Genomic DNA, 20,271 nt, shown 5'->3' with positions numbered 1-20,271 from the left:
GGCGTGCGCCCGGGCCGGTGTGTCGGCGTGTCGAGCGCCGGGGCGGCGGCTAGCGTGATCCACATGGCGCGGCGGTACGAGAGCGACGTGTTGGCGGGGAACTGGCGGCGGCGCAAGGTCGTACCGGAGGTCGACGCGGAGCCCGACCTGGTGGTCGAGGACGCCGACTCCGGGTTCTGCGGCGCGGTGGTGGGCTTCGAGTCCGGTGCGGTGGTGCTGGAGGACCGGCACGGTCGCCGACGCAACTTCCCGCTGTTGCCGGCCGCGTTCCTGCTCGACGGGGAGGCGGTGACCCTGCGGCGCCCGGTCCGGACGCCGGCCCCCGCGCCGCGCCGCCGTACCGCGTCCGGCTCGATCGCCCTGGAGAACGTGCAGGCGCAGGTGGCGAAGGCGAGCCGGATCTGGGTCGAGGGTGTGCACGACGCCGCGTTGGTCGAGCGGATCTGGGGCGACGACCTGCGCATCGAAGGGGTGGTGGTCGAGCCGCTGGACGGCATCGACGCCCTCGACGCGGAGGTGCGCGCGTTCGCCCCGGGGCCGGGTCGACGGCTCGGTGTGCTCGTCGATCACCTGGTGCCGGGTTCGAAGGAGAGCCGGATCGTGGCGAAGGTGACCTCGCCGCACGTGCTCGTGACCGGCCACCCGTACGTCGACGTGTGGCAGGCGGTGAAGCCGGCCGCGCTCGGTATCGCGGCGTGGCCGGTGGTGCCGCCGGGCCGGCCCTGGAAGGAAGGGGTCTGCGCCGCGTTGGGCGTGGCCGAACCGGCCGACATGTGGCGGCACATCCTGTCCCGGGTCGACAGCTTCGCCGACGTGGAGACGCCCCTCATCAACGCGATGGAGCGTCTGATCGACTTCGTCACGGAGCCCGCGACCGACTGAGCCGCCGGCCTCGGCTGCGCCAGTCACTGGAGCCCCGGCGCCGCCTGCGGTGCGACCGTCCGCGCGGCTGAGGCCCGCGGTCAGGGCTCCTGGTCGGGCGTGCGGGTGAAGACGAAGGTGGCGATGTCGAGCGCCACCACGGCGCCGGTGTCGTCCCGCAGCACCGAGAGGACCTCCCCGTGCTCCGGGCCGGCGCAGCCCCGCCACCGGTCCGGCCCCTCGGCGACGAACCGGTTCTTCCGCTCGCCGCGCATCAGCACCTCCAGCTCGCCGGCGGCCTCGTCCCAGCGGACGTCGAGGGGCACGCCCATCCACCACCAGCGGCCGGTCACCTCGATGACCCCGGTCGCCGGGGCCACGGCGGTCGGCTGCCAGGGGGGCGGGAGCGGCGGTTCGCTGTCGAGCACGGTGGTGAGGATCCGCCGCCCGAGGCTGCCGATCCCGAAGCCGTACGCGTTGGCGTAGCCCACCACGGCGGTACGGCTCGGCCGGTGCACCGCCAGGGCGGAGACGTAGCCGGGCATCGAGCCGCCGTGGCCGACGTAGACGCGATCCCCGTCGCGGTAGAGCTCCAGCCCGAGGCCGTGCCCGCCGGTCCACGAGTCGAGGTCGCTCATCACCACCGGTGCGCACATCTCGGTCAGGGTGGCCGGGGCGAGCACCTCGGGCGCCGGATCGGCGAGGAACGCCGCCCAGCGGGCGAGATCCTCCACGGTGGACCAAAGCTGCCCGGCGGGGGCCATCGCGCCGGTGTCGGTACGCGGCTCCTCGCGCAGGGTGCCGTGCCACGGGTGCACCACGTACCCGCGCGCGAACGGCTCGGTCGCCGAGTAGGTGGTGCGCCGCAGCCCCAGCGGGTCGAGGATCCGCCGGCGGAGCAGCTCGGCCCAGGGCGTTCCCGTGCTCCGCTCCAGCACCCCGCCGAGCAGCCCGTACGCCAGGTTCGAGTAGTGGTACGCGCGGTGCGGCGGGTACGCGATCTTGGCAGCGTCCACCCCGGTCAGCAGGGTCGCGAGGTCGGCGCCCTCGGCCCGCTCCCACCACAGCCCCTCCGGCTCCCGCTGCAGGCCGCCGGCGTGCCCGAGGAGCTGGCGCAGGGTGAGCGCGCCAACGCCGGTGCCGGGCAGGTGCTTCTCCAGCGGGTCGTCGAGGCTGAGCCGACCCGCGTCGCGCTCCTGCATGGCGAGCGTGGCGGTCATCGTCTTGCTGATCGAACCGATCCGGTACTGCAGGTCCGGGTGGGCGGCGGGGTGCCCGCCGGCGGTGGCGACGTGCGCCAGCGACCCGTCGCGGACCACGCCCATCACCAGCGACGGCGTACGCCCCGCCGACTGCGCCTGCGCGACCAGGAGGTCGACCTGACGGGCGGTGCCGGGCAGCAGGGTCACGGGTTCTCCTCGCTCGCGGGGGGTGTGGGCGCGGCCGGGTGGCCCGGCGCGGACGCCGCCGAGCTTACTGATCATCGCGGGGCAGCCGCGCGTGCATTTGCGTGTCACGATCGAGGGGTGGACGCCGTGCTCTGGATCGTGTTGGGTGTGCTGCTGGCGGTCGCCGAGGTCTTCACGACGACGCTGTTCCTGATCATGTTCGCGGCCGGTGCGTTCGCCGCGGCCGGTGCTGCGGCGCTCGGCGCGCCGACACCCGTGCAGGCGCTGGTGTTCGCCGGGGTCTCCGCGCTCACCTTGACGGTGGTCCGGCCGGTGATCCGGCGGCACCGACGCTCGGCGCTGGAGAGCGGCGAGCAGCCCTTCGGGGTCGAGGCGATCGAGGGGGCCACCGCGCTGGTGCTGGAGCGGGTGGACGCCGAGCACGGCCTGGTCAAGATCGACGGCGAGTTGTGGACCGCGCGGTCGTACGACGCGACGCAGTCGTTCGACCCCGGTCGGCGGGTGCGGGTGATCAAGGTCCGGGGCGCGACCGCCCTGGTGTGGCAGGACGATGACGTTACGTCCGGCGAATCGCCGGAAGCGGGAGGGTGACGGGAATGACAGCGATAACCGTGCTGGTGATCGCCGTGGCGTTGATCGCCGTGGTGACGCTGGCCAAGGCGGTGCGGATCGTGCCGCAGCAGCGCCAGGACGTGGTCGAGCGGCTGGGGAAGTACAAGCGGACCCTCAACCCGGGCCTCAACCTGCTGGTGCCGTTCATCGACGCGGTGCGCACCAAGGTCGACATGCGGGAGCAGGTGGTCAGCTTCCCGCCGCAGCCGGTGATCACCTCCGACAACCTGGTCGTCTCGATCGACACGGTCCTCTACTACAAGGTCATCGACTCGGTCCGCGCGACCTACGAGATCTCCAACTTCATCCAGGCCATCGAGCAGCTGACGGTCACCACGCTGCGTAACGTCATCGGCTCGCTGGACCTGGAGCGCGCGCTGACCAGCCGCGAGGAGATCAACCGGCACCTCTCCGGGGTGCTGGACGAGACGACCGGCCGCTGGGGGATCAAGGTCACCCGGGTCGAGATCAAGGCGATCGAGCCGCCGCCCAGCATCCGCGACTCGATGGAGAAGCAGATGCGCGCCGAGCGGGACCGCCGGGCCGCCATCCTCAACGCCGAGGGGCACAAGCAGGCGCAGATCCTCACCGCCGAGGGTGAGAAGCAGGCCGCAGTGTTGCGCGCCGACGGTGACCGGCAGGCCCGGATCCTCCAGGCCGAGGGTCAGGCCAAGGCGATCCGTACCGTCTTCGACGCCATCCACCAGGCGAACCCGAGCCAGAAGGTGCTCGCCTACCAGTACCTCCAGGCCCTGCCGCAGATCGCCAACGGCACCGCCAACAAGGTCTGGATCGTGCCGGCCGAGCTGACCAAGGCCCTGGAAGGGATGGGCGGCGCGCTCGGCGGGTTGAGCCGGATGGTGGGGGACGAGCCCGTGCCGGAGGCGGCTGAGCACGCGAGCGCCGTGGAGCGCGAGGCGGCCGAGGCCGCGCAGGCCGCGGCGGCCGCGGCCCAGGAGATCCACGACGAGGTACGCGTCGCCGAGGCGCAGGCCACCGGTGGCACCCCGCAGGGGCTGCCCGCGCCGGAGCCGGTCACCCCGGCGAACCTGGTGAACGACCCGGCCGACCAGCGCGAGCGCGGCTGAGCGAACACCTTCCACGCGGGCCGCCGGGCTGATTCCCTCGGGAAGCAGCCCGGCGGCCCGCTCTTTTTGCGCCGCCTCTCCTCGGCTCGTTCGGCCGGGGCTCTTCGGCTTGATCGACTCGACCTCGGTGAAGTCGGGGTGTCGACGTGCCTGGGACACCACGACATCCAGGAAGTCGAGTTGATCAAAGCCCCGAGCGGACCTCGTGTGCCGGGTCGAGGAATAACGCGAAAACCCCTCATTCCTGCCCGGATCGCTGCCACGATCGGTCCGAGGACGGGTGGTGACCAGGCATCGGGGCGCCCCGGCGTGTCCCGCACCGCTCGTGGGAGCGAGGTGGCGCATGAAGGACCCGGCGAAGCGGATATGGTCCTCGGCCCCGGTGCGCGGCGCGCACGACCCGACCGGACCGCTCGGTACCCGGCGTACCGGCGGTGGGTTCGGGGTGCTGCCCTTCGCCGGTGAGCCGACCCCGGCGGGACCGGCGACCAACGCGAGCTGGGCCTGGTCGGTACGCCGGTTCGCCCGCGCCGCGGTCTGGCTGCTGCCCGCCTACGCCGTCCTGTACGGCGTGGTCGCGATGGCCAGCGACGGCGGGGTGGGCAACGACCCTTACCCGGCCGACGGCCGGCCGCTCTACCTGGTCGGCTGGGTGGCCGCGATCTGGCTCGGACTGCTCGCCCTGCTGGCCCTCACCGGGCTCCTCGCCGCGACCCGCAGCCGCCGGGGCGCCGCGGCGGGACTGCTGGTGAGCATCGCCGGCACGGTCCTGATGCTCCCCTTCGCCGGGCTGGAGGAGCAGACGCCCGTCTTCGGCACCACCGCCCGGATGCTGGTGCTGATCGGCGCGACCTTCTACAGCATCGGATGGTTCCTCACCGGCTGGGCGGTGTCCCGGTCCGGCACGTTCAGCATGGGCGACGGGGTGATGCTGATGATCGCCGCACCGCTGCTGGGCCTCGGCGGCGCGCTGGTCGGCTCCCTGCAGACCTTCGGCGCGATCTTCGTACTGATCGCCGGGATCGGCATCGGCTACCGCTCGGGCCGGCTCGTGCCGCGGGAGATCGTCCGTGACGCCGCCTCCGCGAGCGTCGCCACCGCGACCCCACCCCCCACCGCCCCCGGCGGCGGCCCCCTCTCACCCGCCTAACCCCCCGGCCCCCTGTCCCCGGTGATCATGAGGTTGACGGGGGATTCGATCTCCAGGAGGCCCGTCAACCTCATGATCACCGCGCAAGGTGGGGTGGGAGGTTGCTGGGGGGAGGCGGTGAAGTTCCTGACAAACCGACCCGCAGGGTGGTCGGTTGATGGCTTTCGTGGCAATCCTGGGGACCATGGCCCCTCTCCGTTCGCCGCTCTCCCGGCTGTTCACCGTGCTGCTCGCCGGGGTGCTGGCCGGCCTCGTCCTCGCGGTGGCCGCGCTCCCCGGCAACCTGCTGTTCGGGCTCGTCACCCGGTCGGCGCTCGGGGCGTACGCCGCGCTGCCGGACGCGCTGCGCACCCCGGCCACGCCGCAGCGCTCCTACCTCTACGCGAACGACGGCAAGACGTTGATCACCACGTTCTACGACGTGAACCGCACCGACGTCCCGCTGGCGGAAATCGCCCCGGTGATGCGGCAGGCGATCGTGGCGGCCGAGGACCGGCGGTTCTACGAGCACGGCGGCGCCGACCTGCGCGGCCTCTTCCGCGCGGTGGTGGCGAACGTCAAGGGCGGCGGTACCGAGCAGGGCGGCTCCACGTTGACCATGCAGTACGTCCGCAACGTGCTGAAGACGGACCCGACCCGCACCGCCGAGGAGCGCGCGGAGGCCACCGAGCAGACCGTGGGCCGCAAGCTCCAGGAGATCCGGTACGCCTCGGCGCTGGAGGAGACGCTCAGCAAGGACGAGATCCTCAACCGGTACCTGAACATCGCCTACTTCGGCTCCGGTGCGTACGGGATCGCGGCCGCCGGCCAGCGGTACTTCGGCAAGGATCCGGGGCAGCTGACCCTCGCCGAGTCGGCCCTGCTCGCCGGTCTCGTGCAGTCGCCGGACGCGTACAGCCCGATCGACGGTGACCGGGACACGGCGCTGGCCCGCCGGTCGTACGTGCTCGACTCGATGGTGCAGACCAAGGCGATCACCGCCGAGCAGGCAGCCCAGGCGAAGGCCGAGAAGCTCGTCCTGCACCCGACCGCGCAGTCCAACGGCTGCACGGCCACCGCGCAGGGGCACGACGACTGGGGCTTCTTCTGCGACTACCTGCGCCGCTGGTGGCTGACCCAGCCGGCGTTCGGCGCGACCACCGAGGAGCGGGAGCAGGCGCTGCGTCGCGGCGGCTACACGGTCGTCACCTCGCTGGACCCGAAGATCCAGGCGACCGCCCAGAAGCAGGCCACCGACGTTTACGGGTACGACAACAAGAACGCCCTGCCGATCGCCGCGGTCGAGCCGGGCACCGGCCGGGTGCTGGCGATGGCGGTGAACCGGCACTACAGCCTCGCCGCGAACCCGCAGGGGCAGGAGAACCACCCGAACACCGTGAACCCGCTGGTCTCCGGCGGCGGCGGGGTCGAGGGTTACCAGGCCGGCTCCACCTTCAAGCTCTTCACGATGCTCGCGGCGCTGGAGGCGGGCAAGACGCTCTCCACCGGCTTCGACGCGCCCGCGAAGCTGCCCACCCGGTACCCGGACAACGGCGAGGGCAACTGCGACGGCCACTGGTGCCCGGCCAACGCCAACCCGGACTGGATGGACGGCTACCGGATGATGTGGGACGGCTTCGGCCGCTCCGTCAACACGTACTTCGTGTGGCTGGCCGAGCAGGTCGGCCAGGACAAGGTCGTCGAGATGGCGCAGCGGCTCGGCATCACCTTCCGCGCCGACGCGGATGCCCGGTTCGCCGAGGAGAACGCGGCCAGCTGGGGGTCGTTCACCCTCGGCGTCGCCGCGACCACGCCGCTCGACCTGGCCAACGCGTACGCCACAGTGGCCTCCGAGGGGATGTACTGCAAGCCGCTGCCGGTGATGTCGGTGACCGCACCGAACGGCGAGCGGGTCGCGGTCGCCGACCCGTCCTGCAAGCGGGTGCTGGACGCCGACGTGGCGCGGGCCGCCACGGACGCGGCGCGGTGCCCGGTCGGGCAGCAGTCCGCGTTCGGGCAGTGCAACGGGGGTACGGCCACCTCGGTGAACGACATCCTGGGCGGCCGTCCGGTCGCCGGCAAGACCGGTAGCTCGGAGGAGAACGCGACCGAGACCTTCGTCGGCTTCACCCCGCAGGTCGCCGTCGCCGGTATCGCCGCGAACCCCGACGACGCGACCGTCTCGGTGGGCTCCGCCGTGCAGGGCAAGGTGATCGACGCGGTCGCGCACGTGATCTCGACCGCGGTCAAGGGCAAGCCGGAGAAGGACTTCACCGCGCCCAGCCAGGAGCTGGCCGGCGATCCGCACCGGCCGGCGGACCGGCCGCCGGCGCGGCGGGAACGCACCGACGACCGCCAGCGCGCGAACGACCCCGGCTCGCTGCTGGAGCGGTGGCTCGCCGGCCGCGGCTGACGAAGAGAACTCGGCCGGATTCGGGTGCGGTCGCCCTCGCCACGGGGCGGCGACCGCACCCGAAGCCGTATCCGGGCGACCTGGCGTGCGTCATCGCCACGGCCCTGACGAGCGCACCAGAAGCCGTTCCGGCGAAATCTTGGAAGAAAGTTCGGCGGGGGTTGTCGGATCCGCCTCGGGCGGCTCCGACCACTCGGTGAGCACGCCCGTCGGGGGCGTACACACCGGAGGAGCACCGCCATGCGCGAGATCGTCTACTACGTGCACCAGTCCGTCGACGGCTACATCCATGGCCCGAACGGTGAGTTCGACTGGGCGCAGATGGGGCCGGAGCTGTCGGCGTACTCGTCCGAGCTGACCGAGCGGGCGGGCGCCTTCCTCTACGGCCGCAAGGTGTGGGAGCTGATGTCCTACTACTGGCCGCGGGCCGAGTCGATGTCGCAGGACCCGCACGACCTCGCCTTCGCGCCGGTCTGGCGGAAGATGCCGAAGATCGTGGTGTCCCGGACGCTCACCGAGGCGGCCGAGGGGGCCCGGGTGGTGGGCGCCGGGGACCTCGCTGCCGAGATCGGCGCGCTCAAGGCGGAGCCCGGCAAGGACCTCCTGCTCAGCGGCGGCTCGAAGCTCGCCGCGGCGCTGACCGGGCTCGGCCTGATCGACGAGTACGCGATCGTGGTGCATCCGGTGGTGCTCGGCGGCGGCCAGCCGGTCTTCGTGGACGTCGAGCGGCTCGGCCTGCGCCTGGCGGAGAGCCGTATCCTCGATGCCCGTTCGGTGCTGCTGCGCTACCGGCGTGGGGAGTGACGCGACGGGCGACCCGTGGCGGGGGCACGAGTGGCGGCGGGCGGCGTGAGGTGCGCCGCGCCGCGCCGGTCGCCGTCGGGTGGCCCGGCGGGCGTCCGGCAGAATCGTCGGGTGCCCGTCCACGAGATCACCGACCCTGACGACGAGCGGATCGCCGACTACCGGGCGCTGACCGACGTCGAGCTGCGTACCCGCTGGGAGCCCCCACACGGGCTCTTCATCGCCGAGGGGGAGCTGGTGCTGCGCCGGGCGCTGCGGGCCGGGTACCCGGCGCGGTCGTACCTGGTCGACGCGAAGCGGGTCGATCAGCTCGCGGACCTGGACGTCGGGGACGCGCCGGTCTACGCGGCGAGCCAGCAGGTGCTGGAGAAGGCGACCGGGTTCCACGTCCACCGGGGCGTGCTGGCCTCCTTCCGCCGCCGGCCGTTGCCCACGGTGGCGGAGGTGCTGGCCCAGGCGCGCCGGATCGCGATCCTCGAGGACGTCAACAACCACACGAACCTCGGCGCGATCTTCCGGGGCGCCGCCGCGCTCGGCATCGACGCGGTGCTGCTCTCGCCGACCTGCGCCGACCCGCTCTACCGGCGCAGTGTCCGGGTCAGCATGGGCGAGGTGTTCGCGGTGCCCTACGCCAAGTTCGAGCAGTGGCCCGCCGGCCTGGAGCAGGCCCGGGAGGCGGGCTTCACCGTGCTCGCCATGACGCCGGCGCCGGACGCCGTGCCGATCCAGCGGCTCAGCCCGGCGCAGCGGGAGCGGGCGGCGCTGCTGCTGGGCGCCGAAGGCCCCGGCCTCACCGCGGCGGCCCAGCGCGCCTCCGACGTACGGGTGGTCGTCCCGATGCGCCGGCGCGTGGACTCGTTGAACGTGGCGGCCGCCGCCGCCGTCGCCTTCTGGGAACTGGGCCGCGACGACCCGCTGTGAGCGGCCGCCGTCAGCGTTCGTCGCCGGTCAGCAACCGGTGCCGGCCGAGGGTCCAGCCGAGCAGTGGCCCGCTCGCGCCGTCGCCGCCCTCCTCGGGCGCGCCGGGCGGACGCGCCGGGCCTCGGCGTTCGCCGGCGGCGATCCAGGCCAGGTCCGCGAGCGCGGGGCTCAGCCGGTTCCGGACGTCCGGCGCGACCTCGTCCAGCTTCCGGCGCAGCCCCTCGACGGCGAGGGCCGGATCGCCGGCGCCCGGTACGGAGAGGAAGAAGACCAGCTGCCGCCAGGCGTACGCCACGTCCTTGACCGTGCGCAGCGGACGCGGGTTGTGCCGAAGCCGGGCGGTCAGGTGGGTCACCACCGTGAACGTGCGGTCTGCCAGCGCGGTCCAGCCGGCGGCCGGTCGTACCCCCACCGGCCCGACGAGGGTGGCGAGGTTGTGCGTGGTGAGGATCTGGGCCTGTTCGATGATCATGCCGTTCGCCGCCACCCGGTGCCAGCTCGGCCCGGTGCCCGCCCGGATGGCGCAGAGCGCGTCGAAGCCGGGAGAGGTGGCCGTGCCCCGGCCCTCCTGACGCCGTACGTCGTCCGCTCCCGGCAGCGCCGCGTAGTCGATGTCGTAGTAGCGCGCGTAGAGGCTGTCGGCCAGCAGGTCGCCGGCGAGCCGGGCCGCGGCGGCGTACTTCGCCGAGAAGGTCCCCTCGAAGAGTCGGTGGCCAGCTCCTCGACCCACGGCAGGCGTCCGCCGGCCTCCCGGTCCAGCGCGACCAGTTCGCGGACGAGGGGGTTGGGCAGCAGGGTGGCCGGGAAGCCGTCCAGCGCCAGCTCGCCGAGGCGCCGCAGCGCGCTCGTCGCCGACGCGTGGGTGCCGGCCAGGGCTGAGCGGTGACCGGCGACCGCACGGACCCAGGGCAGCTCGTCGAGGCGTACCTGGTGCTCGAGGTTGGTCAGGAGCAGCGACCGGCGGTTGCGGAACGCCCGGTAGGTGGCGGCCGTCAGCGATCGGAGCGCCTCGTCCGGGTATGACGCGGCGGTCGCCGTGGCGGCGATCTGCGGTACGAGCCGGGCGAGCACCTCGGCCGACGGCACCACACCGGCGGCGATCAGCTCGGCGACCGTGCCGGCGAGCGCCCGCCGGACCACCCGGCGGATCGGCTCGGCGATCCGCGCGCCCGCCGGTACGCCCGACCACGCGGCCTCCTCGGGGGTGATCGGGCCGGTCACCGCCTCGACCGACCGGATGCCGCAACCCGGCGGGAAGACCGCCAGTCGGTTGACCACCACCCGGGCCAGCGTGTGCAGCATCGGTCCGGCGGCGTCGGCGGACTGGCGTTCGCGCAGGGCTGCGTGCTCCGGTGAGCCGGGCCGTCCGCGTCGGCGCACCATCGAGTCGACCGCGTGCTGAAGCAGCCCGCGGGCCCGGGGGGAGAGCGGCCGGCCGGCCACCGCCTCCTCGGTCGCCGCCCGGAGGATGGCCAGGTTCTCCTTGGGCCGGCGGTGCTTGCCGCAGTGCGGGTGCGCGGCGGCGAGCCGGTGGTAGCGCTCGACGAGTGCGGCGGCCCGGTCGCTCCAACCGGCGGGAGTCCGCGCACCGACCTGGCCGTCCCGGGCCGTCTCCAGCCAGAGTTCGAGCAGTTGGTCCGCGAACGGGTTCCAGACCGTCAGCGCCTCTTGCATCGCCGCGACCCGGCCGTTCGGCTTGCGCCGGGCGAGACGCTCGCGTGCCGCACCGGCGGTCTCCCGCCAGACCACCTCCGGGCCGTACGCCGGAGCGTCGTCGGGCGCCGGCGTGAAGCGCAGCCGGTGGGCGTGCGGGCGCAGCTCGTCGACGAGTCCGACCGCCGCCGTCTCGTCGCCGGCGCGGAGCAGCCACGCCACGGTCAGCAGGGCGGCCTCCTCCGGCGTCTCCACCCGGTAGGCGCCGCTCTCCAATAGCACCGACAGCTCGGCGAGTCCCGCCTCGGTGAGGTGGTACGCGAAGAGGGCGTCACGCTGGGCCGGTACACCGGCGCGTCGGGCCAGCTCGGCCTCGTACGGCCGCAGCGGCCCACCGGCCACCGCCTCGCCGGTGGCGAAGCCGCCCCGCACGACCTGCGGCGTCGCCCAGAACGGCAGGTCCGCCACCGGCTGCCGGGAGCCCACCGACACGCTGCCGCCGGCGATCCGGCGCAGCACCGCGGACCATCGCGCGAAGCGCTCCCGGGCGCGCTGCCGCGTCTGTGCGTCGGGGTGGCTGCCGGCCGTCTCGGCCGCCCGCGCCAGCTCTGCAGCGGGGTAGCCCACGCCGATCCTAAACTTGTTCTCGTCCATCGCCAGCGTGGCGGGTTCCGCCCCCGCGCCCTCCGGGTCCCGAGCCCGGCGCTCTCCTCATTGAGCTACACGCTGTCGCCGCCACGCGGCACGGTACCCGAACCAAGATCGTCCGGGACGCGACGATCGTACCGGTGCCGCTGCCCCGTGGGCTGCCCGATTTCCCGCCCGGCCGGCTCCGACCCGGGCGGGAACGGCAGCGGTGGTTACCGTCCTCGGCGTCACGGACGGTAGCGTGACGCCCGTGTTCCCTACCGTCCGTGAGGTTCTCGCCCTCGACCCGGTCCGCCACGGCGCCCCACGCCTGGTGGCGGGGGAGGCCGGACTCGACCGGCCGGTGCGCTGGGTGCACGTGGCCGAGGTGCCGGACATCGCCTCGCTGCTCGGCGGCGGCGAGCTGGTGCTCACCACCGGGATCGGGCTGCCCGCCGACGACGCGGGCCTGCGCGCGTTCATCGGCGACCTGGCCGACGTGGGCGTCTCCGGCCTCGTCGTCGAGCTGGGCCGCCGGTACCTCGACGGGGTGCCCCGGGTGATGGCCGCCGCCGCCGAACGGCGTGGACTGCCCCTGGCCGAGCTGCGGCGGGCCACCCCGTTCGTCCGGATCACCGAGGCGGTGCACGGGCTGATCGTGGACGCCCAGCTCACCGAGCTGCGCGCCACTGAGGAGATCCATCAGCGGTTCACCGAGCTGTCGGTCGAGGGAGCCGGGCCGGGCGAGGTGGTCCGGCAGGCGGCGGAGCTCTCCGGCTGTCCGGTGGTGCTGGAGAACCTGTCCCGGCAGGTGCTCGCGTACGACCCGGCGGGGGAGAGCGCCGAGCTGCTGCTCGACGGCTGGGAGCAGCACTCCCGCCGGATCCGGCCGGCCGGGCGGACCGCGTACGACGCGGACAGCGGCTGGCTGGTCACCGAGGTCGGGGCCCGGGGGCAGGACTGGGGTCGCCTGCTGCTGCGTTGGCCGGCCGGCGGCGACCTGGCGACCGTCCGCCCGCGGCGCAGCGCCGCCACCCCGGAGGCCCTGCTGGGGCGCCCGTCGCCGCAGTTCGTCCCACCGACCCGGCTCACCATCCTGGTCGAGCGGGCGGCCTCCACGCTGGCGTTGGGCCGGTTGATCCGCCGGGACGCCGAAGGGCTGGAGCGGCAGATGCACCGCACGCTGCTCACGGCGCTGCTCGACCACTCCTGGCCGGTCGACGAGGTGGCGCTGCGGGCCAAGGCGCTCGGCGTGCCGCTGGAGCGGAGACATCTCGTCGGAGTCATGATCCGGTTCCGGGTCGACGGCGCAGCCGGGGAGAGCACGCCGGCAGGTGAGCCGGGCCCGCCGACCGCGCCGGCCCGGTTGCGTGATCTCGCCGAGGCGGTGGAGCACGCGCTGCGTGAGGCGCGGCTCGCCGCCCTCTCCAGCGCGGTCGACGACCACGCGGTCGGCGCGCTGGTCGCCCTGCCGGACGCCGCGTCGGAGGAGAAGGCGCTGGCCGCTTTCGCGGCCGCGCTGCGCCGGGCCCGCCTCGACGGGTCGACCGGGGCGCGCGTGGAGGGGGCGGCTCGTCCCGACGGGGCGGGCCGCGTCGACGGGGTGAGGTCGGAGGCGGGGTCCCGGATCGACGGGCCGTCCCGGGCCGACCTGCCCCGCCAGGCCGGGCGGAGTCCGGTCCCCGCGCCGGCCTACCCGGTGATCATCGCGGCCGGCTCGTGCGTGGGCAGTCTCCGGGAGGCTCGACGCTCGCTGATCGAGGCACGGCAGATCGCCGACGCGGCCCGGCGGGACCGCCGTGACCTCTCCATCTTCCGGCTGCCGCAGGTCGGACTCGCCGGGCTGCTGCACCTGCTCCGCGACGAGCCGCGGGTGCAGACCTTCGTCGAGCGGGAGCTCGGCCCGCTGCTCGGCTACGACGCCCAGCACCCTCGGGAGCAGTTGCTCGACACGCTGCGCGCATACCTCGAACAGGGCCGCAACAAGTCGGCGGCGGCCGCCGCGGCGCACCTGTCCCGGCCGGCCTTCTACGAGCGGCTGGCCCGCATCGGGCGCATCCTCGACGTCGACCTGGACTCGGTCGACGCCTGTCTCAGCCTGCACGTCGCCCTGCTGGCCCTGGACGCCGTCCGCACCCCCTAACGGCACCGCCTGGTGCTGTCGATCATGAGGTTGGCGGCGACAAAGGGGGCGAAAGCGATCGCCAACCTCATGATCAACGCGGGAGTGGGCGGGAGGGACGCGGAAGGGGCCGGGGTCAGGAGAGGGTGGTCAGGGCCTTGGCGTAGGCGGGGGGGATGTGGTTGGGGCCGCCGCCGGGGGTGAAGACGTCCGAGGTGGCGACCACCGACCAGGCCGTGTCGGGTACGGCGTCCACCAGGGCGCGTACCACCGGGGCGTCGCGCCACTGCTCCTGCTCGGCGAGCAGGCCCAACGCCACCACCGACTCCTCCACCTCGCCGACGCACTCGAACGGCTTGTGCCCGTCCACCCCGAGCAGCTCGCGGTAGCCGGGGATCTGCGCCTCGTCGGCGAGCAGATCGCCGCCGAAGATGTGGGTGATCCGCTCCCGAGGCATGAACGGGGCGAGGGCCAGGAAGACGAACCGGCACTTCGGGCAGTCCCGGCACCAACGGTCGCTCGGGTCGCGCAGCTTGAACGCCGCGTTGCAGCTGGTCACCACATCGTCGTAGCGGTCGATCCCGGCGAAGAGCCGGGCGATGTGCAGCTCCGACAGTGGCCGTAGCAGGGAGAAGTAGGGCTCGGCGAGCCCGGCGTGCTCGGTGAGCGCGGCGCGCAGCAGCCCCTCGGCCTCGACCCCCTTGGACCACTGGTGGTTGATCTCGTGACCGATCCAGATCAGGTTCGGATCGGACGCGGAGCGCTCGTTGGACATCACCACCGGCCCCAGCCCGTGCAGCACCGACGTCGCGACGGCGATCAGCGAGTTGATCGCGGTGACCGGGATGTGCCCGTTGCGGGCCCCGGCGGCGTTCAGCTCGAAGAGCACCGGGTCGATGCGGCGGCGGGCGGCCAGCGGGGCGAGCCCCGACGCCTCGTTCACCGAGACGATCACGTGGTTCGGGTTGACCGAGAACGGCACCGGGTCGAAGCCGGCCCGGCGCAGCGCCTCCAGACTGACGATCGAGTCCTTGCCGCCGCCGACCGCCGACAACGGCCGCCGGTCGGAGTTGTCCAGCGGCGCCGCGGGCTTGACCGACCCGTCCGGGACCTCCGGCGTGAGCTGGAGCACATGTCGCAACTGGTTGCGGTACGCGTACTCCCCGAGGCCCTTGGTGTAGACGGCCGTGACCAGCTCGACGGCGGCCGGCCCGAGCGGCGCCGGCAGCACCAGCCGGCCGGGGGCGGCCGTCTTGTAGTAGCTGACTCCGGCGACGACGTGCAGGAGTTCGAGCACCCGGCCGAGCGCGGCGACCGTCTCGTCGGACGGCGGCGCCTCCGGCAGCGGGAGCGTGACCACCTCGGTGAAGCGTTGCTCGCCGGCCGGACCTGTCAGAGCGTAGTCGAACAGCACCTCGCCGGTGGAGAGGTCGATCGAGTAGGACGGGAATGCGAAGGCGTCCATCCGCCGCAGTTGCTCGTAGCGCACACGCCATACTAGGCCCTGGTTCGTCCGGCCGTGCCCGGCTGTGCCGGACCCGTGCCGCGACACCCGGCCCGTCCGGTACCGCCGACACCCCGGAGGAGATCACCTGTGCGCCTGTCTGACCTGCGCGGACGTTCCGTAGCCGTCTGGGGGACCGGCCGGGAGGGCCGGGCGGCGGTGACCGCGATCGCCGCGCACGGCCCGGCCGCGCTGGTCGCCGTCGACGACAGCGCCAACTTCCTCTCCCTGCCCTGGGACGGGCCGCTGGCCGAGGCCGCGCCGCTCGTCACCGGCGAGGAGGGCTTCGCCCGGCTCGCCGCCGCCGACGTCGTGGTCCGCTCACCGGGCGTGCCGCAGACCCACCCGTGGCTGGTCGAGCTGCGCCGCCAGGGCGTGACGGTCACCCAGGGCACCGCGCTCTGGATGGCCGACCACGGCGACCGGACGGTCGGGGTCACCGGCAGCAAGGGCAAGAGCACCACGTCGAGCCTGATCAGCCACCTGCTGAATGCGGTGGACCGGCCGAACGTCTTCGGCGGCAACATCGGCGTGCCCACCCTGGACCTGCCCGAGGCCGACCTCTACGTGCTGGAGCTCTCCAGCTACCAGTGCAGCGACCTGACGGACTCGCCCCGGGTGGCGGTGGTCACCGCGCTCTTCCCCGAGCACCTCGACGCGCACGGCGGCGAGGCCGAGTACTACCGGGACAAGCTCAACCTGATCGCGTACGGGCCGCGGACCGTGGTGGTCAACGGCAACGACCCGCGCCTCGCCGTCGAGCTGGGTGACCGGGCGGCCATCCGCGCCGGCCGGTCCGACACCGTGCACGTGGCCGCCGGTCCGGACGGCGCGCCCTGGTTCCACCTCCGGGACCAGCCGCTCTTCCCGCGCGCTGTGCTGCCGCTGGTCGGTCGGCACAACGAGGGCAACCTCTGCGTCGCGCTCGCGGTGCTCGATGCGCTCGGGGTGGACGTCGTCGCCCGTAAGGACACGCTCGCCGTGGCGGTGGCCGAGTTCCAGGGGTTGGCCCACCGGCTCACCGAGATCGTCGACAGCTCCGGGCTCACCTTCGTCGACGACACCCTCGCCACCAGCCCGTACGCCGCGATGCACGCGATCGACGCGTACGAGGGGCGACCGCTCACGGTGATCGTCGGCGGCGCCGACCGGGGACTCGACTTCAGCCCGCTGCGCGAGCACCTGGCCGAGCGCGAGATCACCGTGATCGGGATTCCGGACAGCGGTCCCCGGATCGTCGAGGCGCTCGCCGGGTTGCCGAAGGTGCGCACCGAGACGGTCGACGAGCTGGCGGACGCCGTCCGGCTGGCCCGGGAGGTGACCCCGGTGGGCGGCGTCGTGCTGCTCTCGCCCGCCGCGCCGAGCTACGGCCGGTTCCGCAACTTCGAGCACCGTTCCGAGGTCTTCGCCGAGGCGGTACGCGACACCGCGCGGTGACGGTAGGCGGCAACACGCGGTGACAGTAGGCGAGATCGCGGTGACGGTGTGCGACACCGCGCGGTGGTGCTGAGCCGCGCGGTCACGCCTCCAGTACGGTGAGCCACTCGCCCGTCCTCGGGCGGTAACCGTGCCGCTCGAAGAGTCCACGCAGGATCGCCGGAGCGTGTCCGGCGCCATAGACGATCGCCACGTCGATCCGCTCGCCGGCGCGGGTACGGACCAGTTCGGAGAGGGCGGCGAGCAGTCGCTCGTCCCGGGTGCCGCCGAGCGTGCGCTCGAGCTGCTCGGTGAAGTCGTCGTCGGCGTACAGCTCGTCCCGGGCGCTCGGCAGGTCGTTCATCTCGACCTCCGGGGAGAGCAGCATCTTCCGGCCGCCGACGAACTGGGCGACCGCCACGAACGGAACGGCACACCAGAGCAGGAGCCGGTAGCGCAGCGGCATGGCCCGCCAGTCCTGGGCGAACTCGGCGGCCGTCAGGTCCGGGTTGATCAGCTCGACGCCGAGCGACCGGTACGGGATGTTGTCGACCACCAGCCCGGAGCGCTTGTTGGCGGGCATGACCCGGTACGAGAGCGTGATCGCCCAGCCGAGGACCGATCGTCCGCTGACGCCCTCGACGACGAGCACGTCACAGCGCCGCAGCCGCTCGGTCACCGCCGCGTAGAAGTGCGGGCTCGCCACGTGCAGCATGGGGAAGAGTACGAACTGCAACTCGCTGCCGGGGCGCCGGAGACGCACCACCGCCGAGCGGGTACCGATGATGCTGTGCTCGATGATCTGCATCCGCGCCCACCTCGCCAGCTCCGAGGGCTGTCCACCGTAGGCCGGACGAGCAATCGGCCACCGTGGGCCGGACGCGCAATCGGCCACCGTGGGCCGGACGCGCAATCCGGCCACCGTCCCGGGTGGCGTCCCCCGGCTCGCGGAGCGCGGATCCTCGGGCCGGTCAGAGGGCGGCGTGCAGGGCGCGCATCGAGCGGATGGCCGAGCGGATCTCCTGGAGGTAGCGCCCGGGCGTGAGCGTGGGTTCGGGCAGCCGGGCCGGGTCGGGCAGGGCGGGGTCGACGCCGACCGTGTCGATCCCGGCGCCGTACGGCACCGCGAGGGTGCGCAGCGCGTCGCAGTGCTGGAACGGCACGTAGTTCGGGTGGGTGACCAGCAGCAGTTGGTCGCCGGAGGAGAGCCGGGCGTGGCCGGCCCAGAAGCGTTGGGTGTCGGCGGTGTGCGCGCGGCGACGCTGCGGTTCGCTGGACGGGGCGGCCAGTACCCGCACGGGTGGGGCGCCGGCCGGGTGGTACGTCCGTGACGACCAGGAGTGGTGCGGGTGCCCCGCGTCCACGCCGTCTTCCTCGGCGGGCCGGGTGACTCCGAACGCGAGACGCACGGCCGCGTCGAGCGCGTCGACCTCGGTGTCGGCTCCGACCACGTCGGCGTCGGCGAGGATGCTCCGCTCCGCTTCGGAGAGTGGACGGAAGCTGCCCAGCACGGCCACCTCGCCGGCCACCCCGACGCCGTGGCGGAGCAGGTGCGCCGCGTACGCCACCCGCCGCAGGCAGGCGTGCGCCAGACCGCCGAGCACGAGCAGGTGGGCGTACCGGGGCAGGGCAGGTCGGGCGGCCCGCACCAGGCCGAGCGCGGTCGCCACGTCCCACACGAGCCGCGCGGTCGACGGATCGAGGGCCGGCTCGCGGGCGTCGGGCCGCTCCCGGCCGCCCCGGAAGTCCCAGTGCGCGGCGGAGAAGTCGTCCAGGCCGGCGAGGACAGCGGCGAGGTCGCCGGTCGGCCACCGGCCGCCGAACCGCTCCACCAGTCCACGCAACGGTGCGGAGCCGATCCACGCCGCGATGCCGTCGACGATCGCGCCGGGGTCGGCCGGCGGAGTTCCGAAGGCCAGCGGCAGCGGCACCGTCTCGGTGCCGACCAGGGTGGACCGGGGCGGGAGGGCGGGCCCGGGCGACGGTGGGACGGGCGGCTCGGGCACGGCCCGAATCGTACCGGCCGGCGCGCCGCCATCGGCCCCTACGCGGCCGCCCCGGTGGGGGCGCGATCCGCGAGCACGGGGTGGCGCGAGGACCGGCCCGTCAACCGGCCCCGGCCATCCCCGCGAGGCGGCGGGCGAGCAGCGCGGCGGCCTCCCGCAGCTCCGGAGGCTCCAGCACCTCGGCCTCGAAGCCCAGTTGGGCGATGTGCGCGGCGAGCCAGTTCAGGTTCTCCCCGCCGACGACGAGCAGGCACCACCCGTCGCGGTCGTCCTCGACGCGCCCCACCTGCGGCGGCACCAACTCCCGCACCCGCTCGGGCGGCGCGTGCACCCGAACCCGGGCGAGATGCCGGTACGGCGAACCGGTCACCGACCGCTGCACGTAGGCGACCGGGTCCGGATGCTCCCGTGGCCGGAAGCGCCAGGTCGTGGCCACCGCCTCGCGCATCCGGTCCAGCCGGAAGGTGCGCCAGTCGTCGCGGTCGACGTCCCAGGCCATCAGGTACCAGCGGCGGCCGGTGGTGACCATCCGCACCGGTTCGACAGTGCGCTCGCGTTCGTCGCCGTCGCGTCCGGCGTAGCGGAACCGCACCCGCACGGCGTCGCGGCAGGCCCGCGCGAGCGTCACCAGCAGCTCCGCGTCGATCTCGACTCCGGGGCCGACGAGGGTCTCGGTGGCGCCGTGGACCGCCCGCACCTCCGCCCGCAGCCGGGACGGCATCACCTGGTCGAGCTTCGTGAGCGCCCGCAGCGCCGCCTCGCCCGCCCCGGCGACGGTTTCGCCCGACGCCAGCCGCAGGGAGACGGCGGTCGCGATCGCCTCCTCGTCGTCGAGGAGGAGCGGCGGCAGCCGAGTGCCCGCGCCGAGCTGGTAGCCGCCGCCGACACCGGACGTCGCGTGCACGGGGTAGCCGAGCGCGCGTAACCGCTCCACGTCGCGGCGCACGGACCGGTCGGTGACCCTCAGCTCGGCGGCGAGTTCGGCGGAGGTCCAGGAGGGGCGCCGCTGCAGCAGCGCCAGCAACCGCAGCACCCGCTCGGTCGTTGCCTCAACGGTCACGCGGTCATCGTTCCACGGATCACGGAACGTTCCTGTCCGCAATCTGGCGGAGGCTGCAACCATGACCGACCAGACCTGGAATTCCAGGGTCCGGGACCAGCTCGCCTGGCACTGGACCAACCAGCTGAGAGAGCGCCTCGACGGACTCACCGACGACGAGTACCTGTGGGAGCCGGTGCCGAGCTGCTGGAGCGTGCGCCCGCGCCGCGCAGGCGTCGGGCCGGTGCCGGTCGGGTCCGGCGCGACGACCATCGACTTCGCGATGCCGCAGCCCGACCCGGCACCGTTCACGACGATCGCCTGGCGGCTCGGGCACGTGATCGTCGGCGTACTCGCGGTGCGCAACGCCGCGCACTTCGGTCGCGCGCCCACCGACTACCAGTCGTTCGAGTACGCCGCGACCGCGTCCACGGCGCTGGCCCAGCTCGACACCGAGTACGCCACCTGGCGCACCGGGGTCGAATCGCTCGGCGAGACCGGCCTCGACCGCCCGTGCGGAACGGCGGAGGGACCGTACGCCGAGCGGCCCCTGGCGGAGCTGGTGCTGCACGTCAACCGCGAGGTGATCCACCACCTCGCCGAGGTGTGCCTGCTCCGCGACCTGTATCTGCACACCCACCGACCGACCCGGCAGGAGGCGAGCTGA

Annotated in this window: 17 protein-coding genes and 1 tRNA gene; 10 read left to right on the top strand and 8 right to left on the bottom strand. The window is 73.7% G+C overall.

Going from position 1 to position 20,271, the window contains the following annotated elements; all coding sequences use genetic code 11:
• The first annotated feature begins 63 nt into the window (after nucleotides 1–63).
• The gene (locus D7044_RS06165; RefSeq protein WP_120683347.1) at nucleotides 64–882 is read left to right on the top strand and encodes a DUF3097 domain-containing protein; all 819 of its coding nucleotides are present in this window, start codon (nucleotides 64–66) and stop codon (nucleotides 880–882) included.
• Nucleotides 883–962: 80 nt separating this feature from the next.
• Here D7044_RS06165 and D7044_RS06160 read toward each other — a convergent pair whose 3' ends face one another.
• The gene (locus D7044_RS06160) at nucleotides 963–2,270 is read right to left on the bottom strand and encodes a serine hydrolase domain-containing protein (RefSeq protein WP_120688275.1); all 1,308 of its coding nucleotides are present in this window, start codon (nucleotides 2,268–2,270) and stop codon (nucleotides 963–965) included.
• Between the two features lie 117 nt (nucleotides 2,271–2,387).
• Here D7044_RS06160 and D7044_RS06155 point away from each other — a divergent pair, with 117 nt between their 5' ends.
• The 6 genes from D7044_RS06155 (at nucleotide 2,388) to D7044_RS06130 (ending at nucleotide 9,237) form a co-directional block, all read left to right on the top strand.
• Nucleotides 2,388–2,861 (top strand): NfeD family protein, encoded by a 474-nt coding sequence (locus D7044_RS06155; protein WP_120683351.1) that lies wholly within the window; start codon nucleotides 2,388–2,390, stop codon nucleotides 2,859–2,861.
• Between the two features lie 5 nt (nucleotides 2,862–2,866).
• A complete protein-coding gene (locus D7044_RS06150) occupies nucleotides 2,867–3,970 on the top strand; it encodes an SPFH domain-containing protein (protein ID WP_120683353.1) in 1,104 nt (367 codons plus the stop codon).
• 343 nt (nucleotides 3,971–4,313) lie between these two features.
• Nucleotides 4,314–5,120, top strand: a complete 807-nt coding sequence (locus tag D7044_RS06145) for a hypothetical protein (RefSeq protein ID WP_120683355.1) — start codon at nucleotides 4,314–4,316, stop codon at nucleotides 5,118–5,120.
• 184 nt (nucleotides 5,121–5,304) lie between these two features.
• Complete coding sequence (locus tag D7044_RS06140) at nucleotides 5,305–7,512, top strand: transglycosylase domain-containing protein (RefSeq protein ID WP_120688274.1); 2,208 nt, start codon at nucleotides 5,305–5,307, stop codon at nucleotides 7,510–7,512.
• A 240-nt stretch (nucleotides 7,513–7,752) separates the two neighbouring features.
• Entirely contained in the window at nucleotides 7,753–8,316 is a 564-nt protein-coding gene (locus tag D7044_RS06135) for a dihydrofolate reductase family protein (protein ID WP_120688273.1), read from the top strand.
• A 30-nt stretch (nucleotides 8,317–8,346) separates the two neighbouring features.
• Entirely contained in the window at nucleotides 8,347–9,237 is an 891-nt protein-coding gene (locus D7044_RS06130) for a TrmH family RNA methyltransferase (RefSeq protein ID WP_411710970.1), read from the top strand.
• A 10-nt stretch (nucleotides 9,238–9,247) separates the two neighbouring features.
• Here the strand turns inward: D7044_RS06130 and D7044_RS06125 are convergent, their stop codons facing one another.
• From D7044_RS06125 to D7044_RS06115, 3 genes are all read right to left on the bottom strand, one after another.
• A complete protein-coding gene (locus tag D7044_RS06125; protein ID WP_147434595.1) occupies nucleotides 9,248–9,709 on the bottom strand; it encodes a hypothetical protein in 462 nt (153 codons plus the stop codon).
• Nucleotides 9,706–11,517, bottom strand: coding sequence for a transcriptional regulator (locus tag D7044_RS06120; RefSeq protein WP_120688270.1), 1,812 nt, complete (start codon nucleotides 11,515–11,517; stop codon nucleotides 9,706–9,708). Before D7044_RS06120 ends, D7044_RS06125 begins: the two co-directional genes overlap by 4 nt.
• A 29-nt stretch (nucleotides 11,518–11,546) precedes the next feature.
• A tRNA-Pro gene (locus tag D7044_RS06115) sits at nucleotides 11,547–11,619 on the bottom strand.
• A gap of 169 nt (nucleotides 11,620–11,788) precedes the next feature.
• On the opposite strand from D7044_RS06115, the gene D7044_RS06110 reads away from it, so the two are divergent.
• Entirely contained in the window at nucleotides 11,789–13,660 is a 1,872-nt protein-coding gene (locus D7044_RS06110; protein WP_120688269.1) for a PucR family transcriptional regulator, read from the top strand.
• Nucleotides 13,661–13,775: 115 nt separating this feature from the next.
• On the opposite strand, the gene D7044_RS06105 is transcribed toward D7044_RS06110, so the two are convergent.
• The gene (locus tag D7044_RS06105; RefSeq protein WP_120688268.1) at nucleotides 13,776–15,128 is read right to left on the bottom strand and encodes a hypothetical protein; all 1,353 of its coding nucleotides are present in this window, start codon (nucleotides 15,126–15,128) and stop codon (nucleotides 13,776–13,778) included.
• A 105-nt stretch (nucleotides 15,129–15,233) separates the two neighbouring features.
• Here D7044_RS06105 and murD point away from each other — a divergent pair, with 105 nt between their 5' ends.
• Nucleotides 15,234–16,580, top strand: coding sequence for a UDP-N-acetylmuramoyl-L-alanine--D-glutamate ligase (gene murD / locus D7044_RS06100; RefSeq protein WP_120688267.1), 1,347 nt, complete (start codon nucleotides 15,234–15,236; stop codon nucleotides 16,578–16,580).
• Between the two features lie 82 nt (nucleotides 16,581–16,662).
• Here murD and D7044_RS06095 read toward each other — a convergent pair whose 3' ends face one another.
• The 3 genes from D7044_RS06095 to D7044_RS06085 all read right to left on the bottom strand — a co-directional run bounded on the left by D7044_RS06095 (nucleotide 16,663) and on the right by D7044_RS06085 (nucleotide 19,625).
• The gene (locus D7044_RS06095; protein ID WP_120688266.1) at nucleotides 16,663–17,367 is read right to left on the bottom strand and encodes a hypothetical protein; all 705 of its coding nucleotides are present in this window, start codon (nucleotides 17,365–17,367) and stop codon (nucleotides 16,663–16,665) included.
• A gap of 163 nt (nucleotides 17,368–17,530) precedes the next feature.
• A complete protein-coding gene (locus tag D7044_RS06090; RefSeq protein ID WP_233564889.1) occupies nucleotides 17,531–18,565 on the bottom strand; it encodes a hypothetical protein in 1,035 nt (344 codons plus the stop codon).
• Nucleotides 18,566–18,665: 100 nt separating this feature from the next.
• Nucleotides 18,666–19,625 carry a helix-turn-helix transcriptional regulator gene (locus D7044_RS06085; RefSeq protein ID WP_120688265.1) on the bottom strand — a complete coding sequence of 320 codons (960 nt, stop codon included), beginning with the start codon at nucleotides 19,623–19,625 and terminating at the stop codon, nucleotides 18,666–18,668.
• Between the two features lie 61 nt (nucleotides 19,626–19,686).
• Between D7044_RS06085 and D7044_RS06080 the strand changes: the two genes are divergently transcribed.
• Complete coding sequence (locus tag D7044_RS06080) at nucleotides 19,687–20,271, top strand: DinB family protein (RefSeq protein WP_120683374.1); 585 nt, start codon at nucleotides 19,687–19,689, stop codon at nucleotides 20,269–20,271.

This window comes from Micromonospora musae, from assembly GCF_003626635.1.
GTDB classification, from domain to species: Bacteria; Actinomycetota; Actinomycetes; order Mycobacteriales; family Micromonosporaceae; genus Micromonospora; species Micromonospora musae.
Note: the sequence above shows the minus strand (reverse complement) of the source record. Positions and strands in the feature narration are given on the sequence as shown.

Bases quoted from the DNA above. Each gene is read 5' to 3' on its own strand.
- D7044_RS06165 (WP_120683347.1), top strand. From the start codon at position 64: ATGGCGCGGCGGTACGAGAGCGACGTGTTGGCGGGGAACTGGCGGCGG.
- D7044_RS06150 (WP_120683353.1), top strand. From the start codon at position 2,867: ATGACAGCGATAACCGTGCTGGTGATCGCCGTGGCGTTGATCGCCGTG.
- D7044_RS06145 (WP_120683355.1), top strand. From the start codon at position 4,314: ATGAAGGACCCGGCGAAGCGGATATGGTCCTCGGCCCCGGTGCGCGGC.
- D7044_RS06140 (WP_120688274.1), top strand. From the start codon at position 5,305: ATGGCCCCTCTCCGTTCGCCGCTCTCCCGGCTGTTCACCGTGCTGCTC.
- D7044_RS06135 (WP_120688273.1), top strand. From the start codon at position 7,753: ATGCGCGAGATCGTCTACTACGTGCACCAGTCCGTCGACGGCTACATC.
- D7044_RS06125 (WP_147434595.1), bottom strand. From the start codon at position 9,709: ATGATCATCGAACAGGCCCAGATCCTCACCACGCACAACCTCGCCACC.
- D7044_RS06095 (WP_120688266.1), bottom strand. From the start codon at position 17,367: ATGCAGATCATCGAGCACAGCATCATCGGTACCCGCTCGGCGGTGGTG.
- D7044_RS06080 (WP_120683374.1), top strand. From the start codon at position 19,687: ATGACCGACCAGACCTGGAATTCCAGGGTCCGGGACCAGCTCGCCTGG.